The sequence below is a fragment of the Tannerella serpentiformis genome, assembly GCF_003033925.1.
Taxonomy (GTDB): Bacteria; Bacteroidota; Bacteroidia; order Bacteroidales; family Tannerellaceae; genus Tannerella; species Tannerella serpentiformis.
Map to the genome: position 1 here is coordinate 1,429,899 of NZ_CP028365.1, position 21,087 is coordinate 1,450,985.

The 21,087-nt window shown below is 53.5% G+C and carries 17 protein-coding genes; 9 read left to right on the forward strand and 8 right to left on the reverse strand.

The window, feature by feature from the left end; all coding sequences use genetic code 11:
• The first annotated feature begins 10 nt into the window (after positions 1–10).
• Together pfkA and C7123_RS05825 are read left to right on the forward strand one after the other, a co-directional pair.
• The gene (pfkA, locus tag C7123_RS05820) at positions 11–994 is read left to right on the forward strand and encodes a 6-phosphofructokinase (protein ID WP_037998360.1); all 984 of its coding nucleotides are present in this window, start codon (positions 11–13) and stop codon (positions 992–994) included.
• A 33-nt stretch (positions 995–1,027) separates the two neighbouring features.
• The gene (locus tag C7123_RS05825) at positions 1,028–1,570 is read left to right on the forward strand and encodes a CDP-alcohol phosphatidyltransferase family protein (protein WP_037982317.1); all 543 of its coding nucleotides are present in this window, start codon (positions 1,028–1,030) and stop codon (positions 1,568–1,570) included.
• Between the two features lie 100 nt (positions 1,571–1,670).
• Here the strand turns inward: C7123_RS05825 and C7123_RS05830 are convergent, their stop codons facing one another.
• The 3 genes from C7123_RS05830 to C7123_RS05835 form a co-directional block, all read right to left on the reverse strand.
• Complete coding sequence (locus tag C7123_RS05830; RefSeq protein ID WP_038011264.1) at positions 1,671–2,078, reverse strand: DUF2442 domain-containing protein; 408 nt, start codon at positions 2,076–2,078, stop codon at positions 1,671–1,673.
• A 15-nt stretch (positions 2,079–2,093) separates the two neighbouring features.
• Positions 2,094–2,270, reverse strand: a complete 177-nt coding sequence (locus C7123_RS12890) for a hypothetical protein (RefSeq protein ID WP_159049851.1) — start codon at positions 2,268–2,270, stop codon at positions 2,094–2,096.
• A 132-nt stretch (positions 2,271–2,402) separates the two neighbouring features.
• On the reverse strand, positions 2,403–2,540 hold the full coding sequence (locus C7123_RS05835; protein ID WP_083206987.1) for a DUF4160 domain-containing protein: 138 nt from the start codon (positions 2,538–2,540) through the stop codon (positions 2,403–2,405).
• A gap of 1,188 nt (positions 2,541–3,728) precedes the next feature.
• On the opposite strand from C7123_RS05835, the gene mutS reads away from it, so the two are divergent.
• The 5 genes from mutS (at position 3,729) to C7123_RS05865 (ending at position 10,535) form a co-directional block, all read left to right on the forward strand.
• On the forward strand, positions 3,729–6,311 hold the full coding sequence (gene mutS / locus C7123_RS05845) for a DNA mismatch repair protein MutS (RefSeq protein WP_173897002.1): 2,583 nt from the start codon (positions 3,729–3,731) through the stop codon (positions 6,309–6,311).
• A gap of 188 nt (positions 6,312–6,499) precedes the next feature.
• Positions 6,500–7,381 carry an SMP-30/gluconolactonase/LRE family protein gene (locus C7123_RS05850; protein WP_069176442.1) on the forward strand — a complete coding sequence of 294 codons (882 nt, stop codon included), beginning with the start codon at positions 6,500–6,502 and terminating at the stop codon, positions 7,379–7,381.
• Positions 7,382–7,386: 5 nt separating this feature from the next.
• A complete protein-coding gene (gene rnr, locus C7123_RS05855; RefSeq protein ID WP_069176116.1) occupies positions 7,387–9,648 on the forward strand; it encodes a ribonuclease R in 2,262 nt (753 codons plus the stop codon).
• Positions 9,649–9,990: 342 nt separating this feature from the next.
• Positions 9,991–10,263, forward strand: coding sequence for a hypothetical protein (locus tag C7123_RS05860; RefSeq protein ID WP_069176117.1), 273 nt, complete (start codon positions 9,991–9,993; stop codon positions 10,261–10,263).
• Positions 10,263–10,535 carry a Txe/YoeB family addiction module toxin gene (locus C7123_RS05865; protein ID WP_069176118.1) on the forward strand — a complete coding sequence of 91 codons (273 nt, stop codon included), beginning with the start codon at positions 10,263–10,265 and terminating at the stop codon, positions 10,533–10,535. Before C7123_RS05860 ends, C7123_RS05865 begins: the two co-directional genes overlap by 1 nt.
• A gap of 143 nt (positions 10,536–10,678) precedes the next feature.
• Here the strand turns inward: C7123_RS05865 and C7123_RS05870 are convergent, their stop codons facing one another.
• The 3 genes from C7123_RS05870 to C7123_RS05885 all read right to left on the reverse strand — a co-directional run bounded on the left by C7123_RS05870 (position 10,679) and on the right by C7123_RS05885 (position 16,044).
• The gene (locus C7123_RS05870; protein ID WP_069176443.1) at positions 10,679–11,977 is read right to left on the reverse strand and encodes a YncE family protein; all 1,299 of its coding nucleotides are present in this window, start codon (positions 11,975–11,977) and stop codon (positions 10,679–10,681) included.
• A gap of 254 nt (positions 11,978–12,231) precedes the next feature.
• Positions 12,232–14,580 carry a TonB-dependent receptor gene (locus tag C7123_RS05880; protein WP_083207041.1) on the reverse strand — a complete coding sequence of 783 codons (2,349 nt, stop codon included), beginning with the start codon at positions 14,578–14,580 and terminating at the stop codon, positions 12,232–12,234.
• Between the two features lie 489 nt (positions 14,581–15,069).
• Positions 15,070–16,044, reverse strand: a complete 975-nt coding sequence (locus C7123_RS05885; protein ID WP_069176120.1) for a DUF6261 family protein — start codon at positions 16,042–16,044, stop codon at positions 15,070–15,072.
• Between the two features lie 575 nt (positions 16,045–16,619).
• Here C7123_RS05885 and C7123_RS05890 point away from each other — a divergent pair.
• Together C7123_RS05890 and C7123_RS05895 are read left to right on the forward strand one after the other, a co-directional pair.
• The gene (locus tag C7123_RS05890) at positions 16,620–16,943 is read left to right on the forward strand and encodes a hypothetical protein (RefSeq protein ID WP_069176121.1); all 324 of its coding nucleotides are present in this window, start codon (positions 16,620–16,622) and stop codon (positions 16,941–16,943) included.
• A 96-nt stretch (positions 16,944–17,039) separates the two neighbouring features.
• Entirely contained in the window at positions 17,040–17,321 is a 282-nt protein-coding gene (locus C7123_RS05895) for a hypothetical protein (RefSeq protein ID WP_069176122.1), read from the forward strand.
• A gap of 389 nt (positions 17,322–17,710) precedes the next feature.
• Here C7123_RS05895 and C7123_RS05900 read toward each other — a convergent pair whose 3' ends face one another.
• Together C7123_RS05900 and C7123_RS05910 are read right to left on the reverse strand one after the other, a co-directional pair.
• Positions 17,711–19,408, reverse strand: a complete 1,698-nt coding sequence (locus tag C7123_RS05900; protein ID WP_069176123.1) for an alkaline phosphatase — start codon at positions 19,406–19,408, stop codon at positions 17,711–17,713.
• Between the two features lie 451 nt (positions 19,409–19,859).
• Positions 19,860–21,035: a M24 family metallopeptidase gene (locus C7123_RS05910; RefSeq protein ID WP_069176125.1), complete on the reverse strand. Its 1,176-nt coding sequence runs from the start codon at positions 21,033–21,035 to the stop codon at positions 19,860–19,862.
• Between the last annotated feature and the right edge of the window lie 52 nt (positions 21,036–21,087).

Sequence of the window (21,087 nt, forward strand, 5' to 3'; positions counted from 1 at the left end):
TTTCACACAAATGGCAACAAACATCCAATGCATCGGCGTCTTGACCTCTGGCGGTGACGCTCCGGGCATGAACGCCGCCATCCGGGCCGTCACCCGTACGGCTATCGCCAACGGCATCATCGTAAAAGGCATCTACCGCGGCTATCGCGGACTGATCACGAACGAGATCACCTCGCTCGAAACCCAAAGCGTCAGCAACATCATCCAGCGTGGTGGCACCATCCTCAAGACCGCCCGCTGCGACGAGTTCCGTACCCCCGAGGGCCGACGTCAGGCCCACGACGTGATCGTCGAACACGGCATCGAAGCCCTCGTCGTCATCGGTGGCGACGGCAGCCTGCATGGCGCTCGCGATTTCGCTCAGGAGCACAACTTCCCCATCATCGGCCTGCCCGGTACGATCGACAACGACCTCTCCGGCACCGACGTCACCATCGGTTACGATACGGCTCTGAACACCATCATGGAGTGCGTCGACAAGATCCGTGACACGGCCTCCTCGCACGAGCGACTCTTCTTCGTCGAGGTCATGGGACGCGACGCCGGCTTCCTCGCCCTCAACGGTGCCCTGGCCACCGGCTCCGAAGCCGCCATCATCCCCGAGATCTCGCTCGAGAAAGACCAGCTGGCCGAGATGATTGAGCAGGGTTTCCGCAAGTCGAAGAACAGCAGCATCGTGCTCGTGGCCGAAAGCGAGGTAACGGGTGGCGCCATGGGCGTGGCCGAACGCGTCAAGAAGGAGTATCCGCAGTTCGACGTCCGCGTCTCCATCCTTGGCCACCTGCAACGCGGTGGCTCCCCTTCGGCGCAAGACCGTATCCTGGCCACCCGCATGGGCGAAGCCGCCATCGAGGCCCTACTCGAGGGGCAGCGCAACGTCATGGTCGGCCTTCAGAACGACGAGCTTGTCCTCGTGCCCTTCGCCAAGGCCATCAAGAAGGATAAGCCCATCGACCGCCACCTGCTCGACGTCCTCCGCATCGTCTCCCGATAGCGCGTCCCGCCCCACCCCATCGACGACCGAACAATGAAGCACGTCCCGAACCTCCTTTCCGCCCTGCGCATTCTTCTCTCGCCCGTCCTCATAGCCACAGCCGATCGGCCCCCGCTACTGGCCGCCCTGATGCTGCTGGCCGGAGCTACCGACGCCGTCGACGGGATCATTGCGCGTCGCTTCGACTGTCAGACGCGGCTTGGCGCCCGCCTCGACTCGGTGGCCGACTGGACGTTCTTCCTCGCCCTGGGGTGGGTCTTCTGCACGCGCTACGAGTCCGTGGTGCGCTCCTGCCTGACGGAGCTCGTCGTGGTTCTTGCCCTGCGACTGGCTGCGATCGTCGTCGGGTGGCTGCGCTTCCGCCGACTGCTCTCCGTCCACACCCTGGGCAATAAGATCAGCGCCGTGATCGCCTTCGTCCTACTCGTGCGCATCGTCTGGTGCGGCCCCGTATCGGCGACAGCCCTGCGCATTGCACTCCTCTTCGCCGCCCTGACCGCCCTCGAAGAGCTACTCATCATCGTCCGCAGTCGCACCCCCGACCCCAATCAGCGCAGCCTCTTCGGGAGACGCTAAAGACAAGACGCAAAAAAGGCGAAGCCCCGCCGGCAGGAGATGCATCGTGCACCCCTCCCACCAGCAGGACTTCGCCTTTTTCGCCTTCTGCTTTTGTGCTTCACATCGCCTTTTCCGGCACACGCAGCGCCGATCTCAGTTGCTCCATGCGCTTCGGGCTCGGCTTCCTGATCCCGTAGAGATACTTCTCCAGTAGACTCTCATCTACGCCCATATGCTGGGCCACGTCTTGCACCTTCAGCCCGGGGAATCGCATAAACAGCATCGCCACCTCATTGTTAGGCTCCGGTTCCGCCACCTCATAGAAGCTCGAGATGTGAATATCCTCATCCATCTCCTTCCATCTGAGCGCCTGGCCCCGCATTTCGATGGTGTAGGCCTTGCGTTGCTCTTCCGTAGCCCTTTTCAGCCTCGGGAACGCCTCTAACGGCCTACTGTGCACCCTTCCCTGATCCGTGCGCACGAAGATGCGCCCATCTGCAAACCAAACTTCCTTGATTTTCTCCATGATTTATCTCTCCCTTCATTCATCGTGATACTTATACCAGACCTCTACGATCTCCTTCTTATACATCTCGGCCAGTTTCAGGGCGCGCTTCACGTCCTTCACCTTCATCCCATGATTGTAAACCAACTGAGAAGCTGTTTTGAATTTATTGGATGCTTGTTTTATGGAGTTGTTTGGGCGGATCTTTCTCATTTCTATTTCGGGTCTATCGAGGCCTGTTTCTGCCCTTTTGTTCCATCATTAATCCTCACATAGCTTGCTATGCTCGTCTAATGATGAAACAAAATCATCAGAAACATACTCCCGATAGCCTCCGAAATAAATTCAAAATAGCTTCTCAATTTTCGGCTCTATGGCGATTTTGATGTCATCGCCACCCTTTGTCACATGTACATGGATAGGCTTATGATCATCGGCGAAGAAGAAGAATCGCAGCCCGAAAATCTCGAATATCGTAGGCATATCATTCTCATTGTTATGGCTTCACAAAGGTAGGATTCCCTTCCTATCGACAGGATCACCCTCAAACGCCCCGCCTCTGCCATTCCCCTAGCCCGTCCGACTCCCAAACAGGCCACGTCTGCCATTCCTCTACCCCGTCTCACCCTCAAACGCCCCGCCTTTTCCATTCCTCCACCCCGTCCCAGCCTCAAACGCCCCGCCTCTGCCATTCCCCCAGCCCGTCCGACTCCCAAACAGCCCGCCTCCACCATTCCCCCACCCCGTCCGACTCCCAAACAGCCCGCCTCCACCATTCCCCCACCCCGCTCCGCCCCCAAACAGGCCACGTATCTCATTCCCCCAGCCCGTCGGACTCCCAAACAGGCCACGTATCCCATTCCCCCGGGCCGTCGGGTAGTTATTTCGCGTGCAAATCGGATTCTTTCGTACTGAAAGCCTATGATGTGCAGTGCATATGTGATTCTCACGCATTAGAAACCTACTGTATGCGTTGCAGATAGGATTCTTCTACTCTAAAAGCCTATTTCATGCGTCGCATGAGATATATTCCCAGTATAAAAACCTAAGAAGTGCAGCGCAGATAGGATCTTTCCGAGTTAAAAGAATCGCTTATGTGGCGCAGATAGAATCTTCCTGAGTCGAAAGCATACCTTATGCAGTGCATGAGGTAGGCTTTTAATGTAGGAATATGCCTTATGCGACGCATGAGGTAGGCTTCTACATGAGGAACATACTATCCGCATCGCATAGGAATGGCTTCTATAGTAAGAGATAGCGTTATGCAGTGCATAAGGAAGGCTTTCAGTCTAAGAGAAGCCGATTTGCACGCGGAATGACTGCCCGACGGCCCGGGGGAATGCCTGACGAGCCCCGTTTGGGAGTCAGACGGGCCGGAGGAATGGCAGAGGCGGACTGTTTGGGAGTCGGACGGGGTGAGGGAATGCCTGACGGGATGTGTTTGGAGGTGATCGAGGGTGGGGGAATGGCGGACGGGGAGCGTTTGGAAGTGATCGAGGGTGGAGGAAGGATGGACGGGGGGCGTTTCGGATGGGCCGAGGGGCGGGGAACGAGAGGCGTGGCAGGGGGCGGGAAGCGCTGATTTTGCGGGGCTTTCTGATTAGCCATACTTTTGTCTCACTTAAAAGAAAGGAAGAAACCACTGTGGCAAAATCCGTCGAAACCCCCTTGATGAAGCAGTATTTTGGCATTAAGGCCAAGCATCCAGAGGCCATTCTGCTCTTTCGCGTGGGCGACTTCTATGAAATGTATGGGCAGGACGCTGTCGATGGGGCTGAGACGCTCGGCATTGTGCTGACGAAGCGCTCTAACGGTGCGGCGCAGGATGTGCCAATGGCGGGCTTCCCTTATCACGCGCTCGATGCCTACCTGCCGAAGCTGGTGAAATCGGGCTGGCGGGTGGCGGTATGCGACCAGCTGGAGGATCCGAAAATGGCCAAGAAACTGGTCAAGCGAGGGATCACGGAGCTGGTCACCCCCGGCGTTTCGATGGATGACAATGTGCTGGAACGGAGGGAGAATAACTTTCTGGCTGCGGTGCATTTTGGGCGGTCCAAATGCGGGGTGGCTTTTCTGGATATTTCGACGGGCGAGTTCCTCACGGCTGAGGGCACGGTGGAGACGGTGGACAAGTGGCTGGCGGACTTTGCGCCTAAGGAGGTGCTGGTCTGCCACGGTCTGCGCGACCGCTTCGGATGCACCTTCGGGCCTGTGGGCAGTGTGTTCGAGATGGAGGATTGGGTCTTCATGCCCGACACGGCTCGCGATCGGCTCCAGCGCCACTTTGAGACGGTTGGGCTGAAAGGCTTCGGCGTCGAGGATCTGGAGGACGGCATCGTGGCCGCAGGCGCCATCCTCGTTTATTTGGATCGCACGAAGCATACGCAGGTGGGACACATCACGTCGCTCCTGCGCATCGAGGAGGAGGGTTACGTCAGGCTCGACAAATTCACCGTCCACAGCCTTGAGCTTGTGCGATCGATGAGCGAAGGCGGCCGCTCCCTTCTGGAAACGATCGACGAGACCACCTCGCCCATGGGCGCACGACTGCTGAAGCGCTGGCTGCTCTTCCCACTCCGCGACGAGGCCGAGATCAGTCGCCGACAGGACGCCGTGGCCTTGCTTGCGGACGACGCCTTACTGCGTGAGGCACTGATCGGGCAGCTGGCCGAAGTGGGCGACGTGGAGCGGATCATTTCTAAGGTGGCCGTGGGGCGGGTATCGCCGCGCGAGGTGGTGCAGCTCAAGCGTGCCCTGGAAGCCATCGGACGGATACGCACGCGCTCGATGGCGTCGGATAACGCGGTGCTCCGGGCTTGGGGTGAGGCACTCGATCCCTGTTCGGAGATGAGCGAACGCATCGGACGCGAGTTGGTCAGTGAGCCACCCGTCACGATAGCCAAAGGAGGGCTTATCGCCGAGGGGGTAAACCAGGAGCTTGACGAGCTGCGCCAGCTGGCCTATTCGGGCAAGGACTACCTGACGAAGGTGCAGCAGCGCGAAAGTGAGCGGACGGGCATTCCGAGCCTCAAGATCGCCTTCAACAACGTGTTCGGATACTATATCGAGGTCCGCAATGCGCACAAAGACAAGGTGCCCACGGAGTGGATCCGCAAGCAGACCCTGGTCAATGCCGAGCGATACATCACGGAGGAGCTGAAGGAATACGAGGAGAAGATCCTCGGCGCCGAAGAGCGTATCGTGGCCTTGGAGGCGGAGCTGTTCAACCGACTGACGGCCGATCTGACGCACCTCGTCCGCCCCATCCAGCGTGACGCGCAAATCGTGGCCCAGCTGGACTGCGTCGTCTCCTTCGCCCGCACGGCCTCCAGCCAGCGTTATGTGCGGCCGGTGGTAGACGACTCCGATGTGATCGACATTCGAGGTGGGCGCCACCCCGTCATCGAGCGACAACTGCCCTCGGACGAGCCTTATGTAGCCAACGACGTCTATCTCGATCGTCGTGAACAGCAGATCCTCATTATCACTGGGCCAAACATGGCCGGTAAGTCGGCGCTGCTTCGCCAGACAGCCCTCATCGCCCTGCTGGCCCAGGTGGGCAGCTTCGTGCCCGCCGAGAGCGCGCGTATCGGTTGGGTGGACAAGATCTTCACGCGTGTCGGAGCGTCGGACAACATCTCCGCAGGCGAATCCACCTTCATGGTCGAGATGAACGAGGCGGCGAACATCCTCAACAACCTCTCTGCGCGCAGTCTTGTGCTCTTCGATGAGTTAGGACGCGGCACGAGCACCTATGACGGCATCTCCATTGCCTGGGCCATCGTCGAGTATATCCATGAGCACCCGACGGCGTCGGCCCGCACGCTCTTTGCCACCCATTACCACGAGCTGAACGAGATGGCCCGCAGCTTTCCGCGTATCCGCAACTTCAACGTCTCGGTGCGCGAGTCGGGCAATCGGGTCATCTTCCTCCGCAAGCTCGTATCCGGGGGCAGTGAGCACAGCTTCGGTATCCACGTGGCGCGTATGGCGGGCATGCCGCGGAGCATCATCGAGCGGTCGGGCGAGATCCTCGCTCGTCTGGAGCGAGGCGGGGCGCAAGCCAAGCCCGTAGTGGTCGATGTGCCCAAATCAGCGAAGGGCCAGGCCTATCAGCTGAGCTTTTTCCAGTTAGACGATCCGGTGCTCAGTCAGGTGCGCGACGAGATCTGCAACCTCGACCTAAACAATCTCACGCCGCTCGAAGCGTTGAATAAGCTGAGTGAGATCAAACGAATTATTCAAGTCAAATAGAGGGCGGAGAGGAAAGAATGATGCTACCGATGCGGTTCTTACTGCTACTCCCTACTGAATCAAAACAGCTTCTAAGTATGATACGTGGCATGAAGTCGATCATCAAGTCCACCCGCGGGCTGCTGCTCCTTGTGGCGGCCAGTGCGGTGCTGCTCACCCTCGCCAACTCCTGTTCGGAGGTGAGGCACATGAGCGCCGAGGTGGCTTACCGGACAGAAGCCCAGCTGGGCGAAGGCGCCATCTGGCACCCCGATCGTGGCTCCCTCTTTTGGGTAGACATCGAGAAGCGCACGCTCTATGAGTTTATGCCGGAGAAGAAGAAATGCCGCTCGTGGCAGTTCGATCGGAAGGTGACGACCGTCGTTCCCGAGACGGATCACACCGTCATCGTGGCGCTTGAGAACAGCATCGTCCGCTTCGATCTAAACACTCAGCAGAAGCAAGAGATCACCCCCGTCGACACCAAAGGCGGTCGGCTGCGCTGCAACGACGGCAAATGCTCGCCTAACGGTTGGCTGTGGGTGGGCACGATGAGCATCGACGAAAAGTCGAACGACGCAACGCTCTATTGCGTCCGTCCCAGTGGGCGCATCGACGCCATGATCCGCGGCGTGACGATCTCCAACGGCATCGTCTGGTCGCGCAACAACAAGTACATCTATTATAACGATACGCCTACGGGTAAGATCCGCCGCTATCGCTACCACCAGCATTCGGGTGACATCATCAAGAACGGTATCGCTGTCGATATATCCGAGGGTACCGGACTGCCCGACGGTATGACCATCGACCGCAACGACAACCTCTGGGTGGCCCAGTGGGGCGGCTTTGGCGTCTATTGCTACAATGCCTACACCGGCGAGCTGATCGCCAAGGTGGAAGTGCCTGCCCCGAACGTCACCTCGTGTGCTTTTGGTGGCAAAAACATGGACATCCTCTACATCACCACGGCCCGCGAGGGCCTCACACCGGACGAGCTGGCAGCCTACCCCTTGAGTGGCTGCATTTTCTCGTGTAAACCGGGAGCCATAGGCGTATCCCCGAACTATTTCGGGCAAGAGAATAAGTAAGCAGAATGAAGATTACACGTAAAAAGAAGCCCACGTCGGCGGGCAAGCAAAGTCGACGAAACGACAGGGACACGCGAGGCAACAAGAAGAAAAAAGCCACCCAGTCCGCCCATCACGGCAAGCGCATCCTCAAAAAAGACGCTCTCACACGGGCCATCTTGGATACGTTCCAGCTCAATCCTCGCACGATTTATAACTACAAGCAGATCGCTAAGGCTATCGGCGTCGAGGCACAGGTGCAGAAGCTCCAAACGGCCGAAATACTGCGCAGTTTGGCGGACGACGATGTGCTCACGGAGACCGAACCTGGGCGTTATCGCTTGAATCGCATCGGCGAGTCCGTTACCGGAATCTTTCGGCGCCGTAGCAACGGCCGACATGCCTTTATTCCGGACACTCCCGCTACGAACAATGCGGACGGTGACGCACCGACGCCAGAACCCATCAATGTGGACGATCGCAACACGGCCCACGCGCTGGATGGCGATCGTGTGCGTGTGCAGCTCTTCAAACGTCGTCGGGGCGAGCCTGAGGCGGAGGTGATGGAGGTCTTGGAGCGTGCGCCACACACCTATGTGGGTCGGCTGGAGGTTTCCAAGAATTACGCCTTCCTTGTTACCGAAGATCGCACGCTCTCCAACGACATCTTTATCCCCAAAGCAGCGCTTCAGGGCGGTCGCACGGGCGATAAAGCCATCGTGCGTATCGTCGAGTGGCCCGAACACGCGTCGAATCCGACGGGCGAAGTCGTCGAGGTGCTCGGTCGTGCGGGGGATAACGACACGGAAATGCACGCCATCTTGGCCGAGTACGGTTTACCGACGCGTTATCCGGAAAATGTCGAGAAAGCTGCGCGGCGCATCCCACGTGAGATTACGGCGGAGGATTTGGTCGAGCGTGAGGACTTCCGCGAGGTGACAACCTTCACGATCGACCCCAAAGACGCCAAAGACTTTGACGATGCACTCTCGATCCGTCGCCTGACGGACGGCCGCTGGGAGGTGGGCGTCCATATTGCCGACGTAACGCACTATGTGAAGCCGGGCAGCATCATCGACAAGGAAGCCTACGAGCGCGCAACCTCCGTCTATCTTGTCGACCGAACGATTCCTATGCTGCCGGAATGTTTGTCAAACGACCTCTGCTCGTTAAGGCCGGATGAGGAGAAGCTGACCTTTTCCGTCGTCTTTGAGATGAACGAGGATGCCGACATCCTCGCCTCACGCATCGTGCGGACGGTGATCCGTAGTGACCGCCGTTTCACTTACGACGAGGCACAGGAGGCGATAGAGACCGGCCACGGAGATTTTTGCGAAGAGATCAACACGCTGAACCGTTTGGCTAAAAAACTCCGCGAGCGACGGTTTGCGCAGGGTGCCATCGACTTTGATCGTTACGAGGTGAAGTTCGAGATCGACGACAAGGGTCGTCCCTTGAGCGTGTATTTCAAGGAGTCGAAGGACGCCAACAAATTGATCGAGGAGTTTATGCTCATCGCCAATCGCACGGTGGCGGAATCTGTCGGGAAACGTTCGGACAGTCGAGGGGCGAAAAAAACGTTCGTCTACCGCATTCATGAGCAACCCGACGCAGAAAAAATGGAGACGTTCGCCACGTTTGTCCGACGGTTTGGATATAAACTGAAGACGGACGGCAGTAAAAACGAAATCACCCGCAGTATCAATCGCCTGTTAGACGATGCGAAGGGTCGGCCGGAGGAAAATCTGATCGAAACATTGGCCGTACGATCCATGCAGAAGGCCCGCTACTCGACGGAAAACATCGGGCACTATGGCTTGGCCTTTGCCTACTATTCGCATTTCACCTCGCCCATCCGCCGCTATCCCGATATGATGGCGCACAGGCTCTTGGTGCGTTACGCGAACGGCGGTCGGAGCGTTCCTAAGGACGCGTGCGAAGAAGAGTGCGATCATTGCTCGCAAATGGAACAGTTGGCGGCTAACGCGGAACGTGCTTCGATCAAATACAAGCAGGTGGAGTTTATGAGCGACAAAATCGGGCAAGTTTTTGATGGCGTGATATCTGGCGTCACCGAATGGGGACTGTATGTGGAGTTGAACGACAATAAATGCGAAGGTCTCGTGCCCATGCGAGACTTGGACGATGATTTTTACGACTTTGATGAAGCCAATTATGCCTTGGTCGGTCGTCGTCGACACCGTACTTATCGTTTAGGAGACCCGATCACAATCACAGTAGAGCATGCCAACCTGGAACGTAAGCAGCTCGATTTCCGGCTGGCGTAACCGCCAGAAAAAACAGGTTCCGCCAACCTACGCGGAACATTTTTCGATACGTACCGAATAAATACGTGATTCCCCGAATCATTCTGAGATACATACGGGGGATATGCACTTCTGCATAACAAAAAACCAAGCCCCGATTCCTTGCTTGCGAAGGGACCGGGGCTTTTTATTGAGGTAAAAACGTGTCCTGCGGATCTGCATAGATCCTTATTTGTAACAGATAAGCCCTGTGCACATTGGCAGAGCCTGAGCACAGGGTTTATTTTATTCACTTACAAAGTGAAGCTGCTGATCTAGAATGAAGGGGCATATATTTGCAGATGAAATGAATGCGAAAAAATCATGGACACCATAGAATTAAAAGAGACGACCTCTATCCGTATCAATAAATCCTTATTGGAGAGAATGAGAGCCAAGGCTAAGGCTGGCAATCGCACGTTTAGCAATCTTGTTGAGGCTCTCCTGTATGAATTTGATGATGCAGAGGATGACAGCTTGATGACCGAAAAAGAATATTTCGATCGGATAGATGCCGCGAAGAAAAGTATTGAGGAGGGACGGTTTGTGGAAGTTCGCAACAAAGAAGAACTTCATCAATACTTAGACAGTTTGTGATGTACAGACTTCAAATTTCAGAAGAAGCCGATCATGACTTATCACGGCTGAAAAAGAGTGAGCCACAAGCGTTCAAAAAGGCTTTGCAACTGTTGGATGAGCTTGTAGAACATCCCCAAACAGGAACGGGGCATCCAGAACTCTTAAAAAGAGATAGACCCGGACAATGGTCTCGTAGAATAAACAAGAAGCATAGGCTTGTTTACGAGATACGAGAAGAAATAGTGCTTGTTCTTGTCCTTCAAGCATATGGGCACTATGATGATAAATGAAAGGTATCCTATAGATCCAGCCTTCCCCATAAAAACAAACGGTCAAAAACGTTCCCCGCTGACTCTTTTCGGAAAAAACCAAGCCCCGATTCCTTGCTTGCGAAGGGACCGGGGCTTTTCTATGATCAAAAAACGGCTGATGCTTATTTGCCGAAGATGTGTATGAAGGAGAGATTGCCTACTGTGCTCAGTGAGAGGCCTGCCTTGCCCGTAGCCGGGTTATAGGTAAAGAGGCCCGCCTGTTTTTCGCCGAAGGCACCGAGGAGTACCAAATTGCCTTGGGTCTCAATCGCTGTACTATGGCCATCCGTCATGGGGACTCCCTCAATTCTTTTGATTGTTTTGGCCTTGAGATCCATGATTACGGCCATTGCGCTCTTAGACGTGTATGGATTCGTTCCGTTCAGCTCCAGAATGGCCACGAAAGCCACCACTTTACCATTGCCCAGGTATTTACAGTTCAGGATCGCGGATGATTTGTATTGCGAGCCTTCAATCGTTACGCCAGAAATCTCCCACGTACGCGACGCGTCAAATTCATCCTTGCCAGCAGGGATGCAGACAAACCCATTCTCCCGATATTTCGGGTTATAACCGAAGTATCCAGCGCACGCGATATAAATATCGCCCTGTTCGTCGGTAAAGATCATGTCTTTATACAACGGTCTGGTCGGAAAGGCGATCTTTTTGCTGTTCTCGGTGATCACTTTCAGCACTTTGTCGGTCTTCGGGTCGATCACAGCCACTTCCACCTGCCTACGCTCTTCATACGGCATGTAATTACTGCCGATTTGGTCCAGAGTGAGGAAATACCGATCGCCACGAAGGATGCCCAGACTGGGCTCGGGGCTTGCATCTTTGTACGCATACTGCTTCAGGTCGATCTCGCCTGTTTTCTGTAGCGTGGTCGGATTCATCACCCAAACGTTACCCAAGGAATAGTTCGGCATATACATTTTGTCGGCAGAGACCTTCTGGACATTGTACGGCGTAGCTCCAGCGGGCACATCGATGGTCTTGAGGTTTCCCATCGTCTGTGTTTTCGGGTCATACGTGTAGCGGCGGACCTTAAACTCTGCATCTTTTCCCATACCGGTGGGCAGGACAAAGATGTAGTTGTCAATCACGGAGATCATGCCAGCAAAAGCAATCTGAATGCCCTTCGAATTGTCGATGGAGCCGTTCGGGTTGTTCGTCAGCTGCAAATAAGACGAGCCGCTCATACCGTCGGGATTCTTCACGGTCGTCTCTATGAGACACATTTGCCCGCTGTTCAGCACAATCTTCTCTCCAATCTGAGGAGCAGGCTCCGGATCAGGTGTCACGGTCTTTGTCGTGTCTGGTCCGGGTTGGGGCTTGGGTTCCGGGGGAGTGTCTTTTCCACATCCGGTGGTCATCACAAGGGCAACGAGGCATGCTGCCCACATCATTTTCTTGTTCATCATCTCAATACGTTTTGTCGGTTAAAAAATAGGGGTTATGGGCTTTCGCCCGAAAAAAATTCAATCGGAAAAGGGGACGGTGAGGCGTTGCAAGACGCTGCATCGGGCGGAAAAAAGGTTCACGAACGTATGCAGCTGTCTGTCTTTTGCTCTAAATAGGTTCTGGACAAATGTCGGGGCCAAATTTTTAGCGACTGATTTGCTTATGCAGGTACCCGGCAAACTTCGCAGGGGGCCGCAGCCCCTGAAACGTTTCACTTGAACACATATCTCACCTTGACGCCGAAGCTGCGACCTGGCAGGGGGCGATTAAATTCGCTGAGGACGCGCGCGTCGGTCAGATTCTTGATCTTGGCCGAGAGAAAAAGGCTGTTGTTGAAAAAGCTATGCTCCAAACCAAGGTCGACGGTTGTGCTGCGGGGTATCCGCCGTTGATCTGCCGCCATTTCGAAGTCGTAGAGATATTCCTCCACAAAAGATAGATCGCTAAAAAGACGCGTGTTCTGTCCGCGGCCGCCAAAAAGATTCTCTTTGTGGAATTCCAATCCTGCATTGCCCATTAAATAGGGAATGTTGGGCATGCGCAGACCCTTCGTAGGATTAGGTAGCGAACTTCCTTCATCATGCTCACGTACATCACGAAGATCTTGGAACGTAGCGTTCGCATACCCATAGAGCCAAGGCGTTATGTCGGCTTTCACCTCTGCTTCGACACCCATCGTACGCATCTCGCCAAAATTTTGATACTGTGCGCCGAGGATTCCCTTCGTATAGCGGATCATATGTTGCAGATACATATAGAAGGCATTGACTTCGATCTGAAGATTACTTGCTGCCCGACCCGTCAGGTCGTACAAGAAGCCCACATTGAGGCTCGTGTTTCGCTCCGGCATTAGATTTTCGGCCGGAGAGACCGTGTAGCCATCGCCCAAGAGTTCCGTTTCCGAGGGGATACGCACGTCATACCCCGCGGACAATTTCGCCATCAAATCTGGCAAGATGCGGAACCGCAGGGCATCATTAACGCCCACAGCGCTCTTGTTGACGTCCACATCATGTACCTCACCGATGCCAAAAATGTCCGCCTGACGTGTCTTCATCGTGTATAGGTAGTAACGCACGGTTAGGGAGTTCAGCAGGCGGTCTTTCGGCGTGCGAAAATCGTACGTTAAGCCTGCCGACCAACTCCTCATGCGCGAATTGAAGACCGCTTCTCTTCCTATGCTCAATTCTCGCAGCGAATCTTTGGGGAAACCGTTTGCCAGGGTAAAAAGTGAGTTGAAATTGAGCGAGTGCTGTTTATGCAGCAAGTATTCTAAGTTCAATTTGTGGCTGATGGTAAACTTCTTATCCGAAGAATGCGACGCATAACGATTGCCCAATTCTCCGCCATAAATAGATGGCGAGGGATAGGCCCGTCCGTCCCAGTCGTACCATTGCTTGGCCGTATCCACGAGCCCGTAAGACGTAATGGCCGCTGCCAGGTGCATATCGAAGTCCAAGCCAGGCGTCAGGAAGTTTTTTTTCTCCAATTTATTGGCCAGGGCAAAGAGCATGGAGTGCGTTTCCGCCTTACGGATATCCTTTTCGATGCCCTGTATCTCATGATTCGTCAAAGCGAAAGCCGGTTCAATCTCCACCTTGTCAAACCACCATTTGTAGGCCTTCAGGGAGCCGCCTAGGATCAATTTTCGGAATCCATCGTGGTCGCGGCGGATCTTCAGGCCGTCCACATAGGGCGAAAGCATGGTGTAGTTGTTGTCCGAGTACGTATATCCGCCGCCGATGCCGAACACGAGGCCCTGATTGTGTAAATTTCGCTTCAAAACGGTTTGCACTTTGTGCGTATTGAACGATTCCAGCGTGTAACTAAAGTCCGCGTAACGTGCCGGATACTCTTTCAGCACCAAATTGACGGCCCCGCCCATTGCCGAGCCTCCAAATTTGGCCGGAACGACACCCTTGTAAATCTCAATGCGATCAATCATGTCGATAGGGATGTCGTTGATGTCGATAAAGTCCGAATTATCGTTCATGGGCGTCTCGTCGATAAAGAACCCGATCCTTTTTCCCTCCAAGCCGCGCACGGACAGTCTTGTAGCGCCTCCCACTCCGCCAGACGAGCGCAATGTAACTCCGACCGTCTTCGACAAGATGTCCGCAATGCCTGCCACCGTTCCGCTCAACTGATTCATGGATATGACAGAGATAGGCATCGCTTGTTCGCGCAATTGTCGGGCCTCACTTTTGGCTGTTACCACTACTTCGCTGAGCGATTTCGACTCCGATTGCAGTTGTACCTTTATGCGGCGCACCTCCCCTTCGCGTATCGTGACCCGTTCCGAATGGCTTTCGTAGCCCATGTAATCAAATCGGACCGTGTAGGTGCCCGGGGATAAATTTTGGATCGAAAAGTTGCCCTTGGCGTCTGTCACCTCTCCCGTTTTCAGTTGTTCGATAAAGGCGCTGGCTCCGATGAGCGGTTCGTTGTTCGCAGCGTCGGTCACGACGCCCGTAATGCGTGCCGTTTGCGCCGTGGACGTACTCCAGGCGATCGTCAGCAGGCACGCGAAAAGCATCCATAGGGTGTTTCTCTTCTTCATGTTCTTATGATACAATATAAAATACATTCTGCACTTAAACAAATACGGCTGCAAAAGTAGAACGTAGAGAATGCTGTTCACAATCCCCAATAATGGGGATAATAAGGAGGAAATGCGAAAACGCATAACGAAAAACGAACAACGAAAAACACTCATGCGAATCTGCATGAACCATTCATGTCCCCGTGTAGGGGCGTATTGAATACGCCCTACAAACGTTTTCAGTAGAAAACGAATACCGTGTATTTGCATCATCCATTTTTGGATGTGTGCAAGATTCATGCGGTTTTACGCTATCCGTTCCCGATTAGGTAAAACGTTCATACAGAAACCCCCAACAAAAAACATTCAACAAAAAACACTCATGCCGATCCGCATGTCGTTCATTTTCGGAAAAACGAACCCCATGAAAAATGCCGGGCACATACATAGGCGAACCTATGCTGCACCCGGCATAACTACCGATGATTCATCATTAAAAACGACGGTTTATTCTTCTGGCAGGGTAATATCTGGCCCGCTGCCTTGACTGCCTCCGGGTTGCTTGGGCTTCTCTCCTTCGCTTCCGGGAGTCTTGGGGTCTGGTTTCTTCGAATCTTTATCCTCAGGGAGATGGATGTCGGGTTTGCCGTCATCCTTTCCCGGCTTTTTGGGATTCGGTTCTTTCGGCTGCTTCGGATCTTTCGGCTTTTCGGGATCCTCGCCGTCTTTCTTCTTCTTCGATCCGATCACTTGCGTCTTGTTGCGATGGACCACCTTATTCATATGAATGATAAAGGGGGCCGTGTCGAGTGCGTCGTCAACCACCGCCAAGGCATTGACTACCCTGACGAGCCACTGGTAAGCCAAATCCGACTCATGACGGGCCGCGCGGAGTGAGCCGAGCGTTTGTGGCATGTTGTCGGAACGCTCGGTGAGCCACTTCTCGATTTTTTCGTTGGCCGCTTTCAACGAGTCGACATACGGCTTAACGCCCAGCGACGAAACGTCGGTCGCGTACGTTTTCTCGCAGTCTCCCACGAAGCTAATGATGGCCCCGGTCTCTCGCTCCAGCTGCATACGGGCGTCGAGACGATAGGCGGTCATCACCTTGAGGATCGTTGCGGCCGATCGAGCCTTGTCGGCTTCTGGATGCTCTGCAAAACCTTTCAATGTTTTGCGTAGGGCGTTCAGCATACGTCCCCTTTCCTGATCCGCTTTGTGGATGTCGACCGTAATGAGGCTTTTTTGCGACTTAGCGTAACAGTCGTCCTCTTTCTTGGTCGCCGCAGCGAGCAGATCGGCAGCCTTTTTGATCTTCGGGTGTGCCAAAAGGGCCGTTTCGGTGGCCATGCGGTCGCTCACGTTCTTCATAAACAAGAAGTGCGCACCGTTGGTCATCAGCGTGCAGTTAATTGTGTCGATTTCGACAGGCGGTACAATCCCCGCCGACGGATTTTGAGGAGCAGAAGGTGTCTCTGGCATTGTAAACTCTGTTTATTTGTGATGTGATACATGTCCGTCATCTTTCAAGACAAAAGATTGTGACGCGGCAAAGATGCGAAGATTTTTCATACCTCCAACATGCATGTAAAATACTAAACAACGCGCATGTTATTTAGTTGCTTCATCAGAGCAATTAAGAAACATTCTTGCGGCTTAATTGCTTCATCAGAGCAACTAAGAGACATTTTCTCGGCTTAATTGCTTCATCAGAGCAACTAAGAAACATTTTCTCGGCTTAATTGCTTCATCAGAGCAACTAAGAAACATTTTTGCGGCTTAATTGCTTCAACGGAGCAACTAAACAACATTCCCGTCATTTAATATTTTCCGCCCAAGCAATCCCCCTGCCACTCCGCACAAGCCCCTCCCAATCCCAAACGAGGACGTTGCAAAAAGGCAGGAGGGGTTTGTGGGGCTTAAAATGATGTATGCAGATTGGCGTGTGCCTTGTATGTCTGCGAAAAGGGGTGCTTTCGTTTGGCATGTGTCTCGTTTGTCTACAAAAATCTATGGGGGCTTTGTTCTCTGGTCCCTCATCTTCTTTTCTTTCCTTGATGAAAGAAAAGAAGGCAAAAGAAAATCAAGGCGATGATCGCCTTCTATTTTTCTGGGTACTGGATAGGTGGAATGAATCGTTGCTTCCGTTTGGCGGGATACTGGATAGGTGGAATGAATCGGTGTTGCCGTTTGACATGTGTCTCGTTTGTCTACAAAAATCTATGGGGGCTTTGTTCTCTGATCCCTCATCTTCTTTTCTTTCCTTGATGAAAGAAAAGAAGGCAAAAGAAAATCAAGGCGATGATCGCCTTCTATTTTTCCGGGTACTGGATCGGTGGAATGAATGGGTGGTGCCGTTTGGCGGGATGCTTAATCGGTAGAATGGATCGGTGCTTCCGTTTGGCATGTGTCTCGTCTGTCTACGAAAATCTATGGGGACTTTGTTCACTGGTCCTCTATCTTCTTTTCTTTCCTTGATGAAAGAAAAGAAGGCAAAAGAAAATCAAGGCGATGATCGCCTTCTGTTTTTCCGGGTACTGGATCGGTGGAATGAATCGGTGCTGCCGTTTGGCATATGCCTTGTATGTCTACAAAAATCTATGGGGACTTTGTTCTTCGATCTCTCATCTTCTTTTCTTTCCTTGATGAAAGAAAAGAAGGCAAAAGAAAATCAAGGCGATGATCGCCTTCTATTTTTCCGGGTACTGGATAGGTGGAATGAATCGGTGCTTCCGTTTGGCGGGATGTTTGATAGGTAGAATGAATCGTTGCTACCGTTTGGCATGTGTCTCGTCTGTCTACGAAATTCTATGAGGGCTTTGTTCTCTGATCCCTTATCTTCTTTTCTTTCCTTGATGAAAGAAAAGAAGGCAAAAGAAAATCAAGGCGATGATCGCCTTCTATTTTTCCGGGTACTGGATAGGTAGAATGAATCGGTGCTGCCATTTGGCGGGATATGTTTTTTCGGACGATGGGGATGTATGTCTTTCTGCCTCTCCCTCTTTTTCGGGAGATAAAAAAAGAGGTGGACCCGTCGCGGGTGCACCTCTTATCATAATGCAATGAAACCAAATAAAGGCCTTGTCAGGACCCAATCAAAACATATCCCATCTTACTGGGCGAATAAAAGACATATCGAAAGACTTTCTTATTCAAGATACTTTGTGATAGATCGCGGCAGGTAGAAGGTGTTGTTCTTGTCTACGTAGACAATCACGGTCGAAAGACGGATCTCGTCGTTTGCCTTCTTCCCTTTTCGGATGATGTTGGTGAAGGGCACAATCGTCAGCTGTTGTTTTTTGCCCTTAACAACGAGCGTGGGATTGTCCTTCTCCGTTTTCGCCGGCAAGATAGTGTATTTGTAGCCTTTCAACAATTCGGTATGGGGCACAAAATACTCCTGGGTGAGTTCGTCGGGCTTCCCTAAGAGGCCTACGGCGGAGGCCATGTAGCGATGGAGGTCGATATTCGTGTTTACACCTATGGGGAGGGTTCCCTGGGGGTGATATGCGGCCAAAATAACGTCCTCGCCGGTGTGCCCGCCCGTGGTAAAGCCAAAACAGGTCTTGGAGGTAAGTAGCTTAGCTACAAATCCGTAGAGAGAATTGCTGTAGAGGGCCGACAGGGACTCTTTTTCCGCGCGTTTATCCTCCGGGATGGGGCTGTTCTTATAATCTTTGCAGTTGTAAAGGGCCTGCAGCTCCTCGTCGGTCAACTCAAATCCAGCGTTTTCTTTGAAGATCTTTTGCACCTCTGTCGATGGCGCGGCGTTGAGCTTGTTGACAAAGCCCTGGGCCGTATTTTTTACGCCAGTGACAAAGCTGAAGAGCTGATCCTTGGTCAATTTGTCGTAACCTTTACAGTCGCGGCGCCCCAGACTAAAACCACTGTTGCCATGATCGGGCACGACAACCACGAGCGTCTGTCCGTCCTTCTTGGCAAAGTCAAGCGCCACGGCACAAGCCTTGTCAAAGGCCACATATTCGGTAAGCATACCCACGGGATCGTTGCCATGCGCCGCCCAGTCTACTTTACTTCCTTCAACCATCAAGAAAAAGCCATTTTCGTTTTTGGACAGTTTCTCGAGGGCCTTTCGTGTCATCTCTTCGAGGGCAGGCTGTTGGGCAGGATCGCGATCCAAGTCGTAATCCATCTCTTTCTTACCGAAGAGGGCCCACATTTTGCCATTGTTGTCAGCGCGCATACCGGCCAGATCGTCGCGATAGACGCTGTAACCCCGCGACCGAAGGTAAGCCTCGCCTTCTTTGTCCAAAAGAGAGACGCCACCACCGATCACAACGTCTACATCGTTGTGGACGATCTGCGGCGCAATCCAATCATAGCGTTTTCGGCTGTAACTATGTGCGGAGCAGTCTGCAGGAGTGGCATGTGTGAACTCGCAAGTGACAACCAAACCGGTAGCCTTGTTTTGTACCAGTCGCATGGCCTCCAGCAGAGTGATCATAGGCTGATAAGCGCGCGAGGGATCTACGGGGAAAATGTCATTGCCCGGATCAGCCGGCGGGTAAGTGGCGATGTAACCTGTACGGCTCGGATGTCCGGTCACATAACAGGAGGTCGTAGGTGCAGAATCGCCGATTGGGGCGTTGGAAGAGAAGGTCCGAACCGTACCACAGAGATACGGGTCGATGGCCAGGTGCTGCCGATTGGGATCTTTGTACCATTGGTACCAGCGAGCCGTGGACACGGTCGCAATAGACGTTCCATCGGGGATCAAGAGGATCAGGTTTTTGACCGGCTTCACATCGGCCGGATCAATCGCGCTCGCACGTCCGCACAGGGCCATCGCAACGAGCAACAAGAGCGTAGATGTTGTCTTTCTCATCTGATTAAACGGATTATAGGATGAATATAAATAGGATAAGTGTATTTTTTGAGCGTGCTAATTACTTGAAAAGTTACGGGAGAGCATTTTTTTGAGCGATATATTTCTTGAGAAGCGTCAGAGGTGTCTTTTTGGAGAAGGCACTTTCCCTGCAAAACGTCGGGGAGGCGTTTTTTCAGAAGGAACATCCCCTGAGAAGCGCCAGGGACGTATTTTTTGAGAAGGAACATATCCTGAGAAGGGACAGGGACGTATTTTTTCAGAAGGAACATCCCCTGAGAAGCGCCAGGGGCGTATTTTTTTGAGAAGGGTATATTCCGGAAAAAAGCAGGGGCGAAAAATGCTTCGCCCCTACCCTACTGGTGAATGTCTCGGGTCCTTTTTTGTATCACGATGGACACGTGCACCCGGACACGTTTCCTTTTTAGATGCTCATTTTCAGCGTTCCGCCTTACGTCAGCGAGATAATCTCCTCTTCGAAATGGGTGAGCTTTTCCGCGCCCGTCTCTGTGATGAGATAACTATTCTCGACACCTACCGCGCCCACCTCTGGGATCACAAATTTAGGCTCGAAGGCGATCACCATGCCCGGTTGCAGCGCATCTTTTGAGCGGGGAGTGAGCACGGGTGGCTCATTGATTTCCAAACCAATGCCGTGGCCTACAAACTTGGCCTGTTGACGCGTTCCCATGAAGCAGTCAGCCAGATTGGCCTTCTCTGCCATGCCAACAGCCATGCTGTAGAGTTCGCTGCATGCCAATCCGGGTCGCATAACGACCTCGGCAGCCGCCATGATGTCTCTTGCCGTGCCATGCGCACGGTAGGCCTTTTCGCTGAGCCTTCCTACGGAGAAAACGCGCGTCATGTCAGAGATGTAGGCCGTATAATTGCCCGCCATATCGACCATGATGGCCGTCCCGTCCGTCAATTTCGTGCCATTAGCACCGATGGGACATATCGGCGTTTGTCCTGCGCCGCCAAGAGCGAAGTCGAAAGGTGACGCGGCCTCTGCATTCTCGCCAGCCAGAAGGCTGCCCATGAAGATGTTCATATTTGGCCCGTAAGTACGGAAGATGCCAATCGACCCGTGAAGCCTCATCCGCCTTTCGATCTCGGCTTGAAGTTCCAGATCAGTCATTTCGGGGTGGAAACAGTCCGGGATTTCTGCATAGACCTCGGCGTGACGCTGGGAAGAGAGCCGCAATTGCTCCACCTCCCAGGGTGTCTTAATCATACGCACGCGCCGCATGGCAGCGGAGACGTTTCCAGCCTTTTCGGGTTGGAACAGGTTGTAAAGGCGCATGTAATCGCTATACGAGAGTGTATCGGCCTCGAACAGGAGGTGTTTGGGCCGTGATTGTCCCGGTGCATTGCTGAACCAGCCGAGCATGTCGTCCGGACGATGCACGCGAACCGCCTCGACCGGCAAATCGCAGTCAGCAGGACGCCTTACAAACGCAACAGGCGCACCTTCCGTCGGCAAATAGAGCCAACCATTGAAGACGCGCCCGGTAAGGTAAAAGAGATGGACGTCCGAAGCGAAAAGGGCCCCGTCCGCCGCAGCGTCGGCCAGTGCACTTTGTACACGGCAGCGCCTCAGGAGAAGATCATCGAGAAAAGCATTCATTTCTTTCTACTTAGTTTAATATGTTCACTTGTTAGGGGCTGCAGAGGTACAT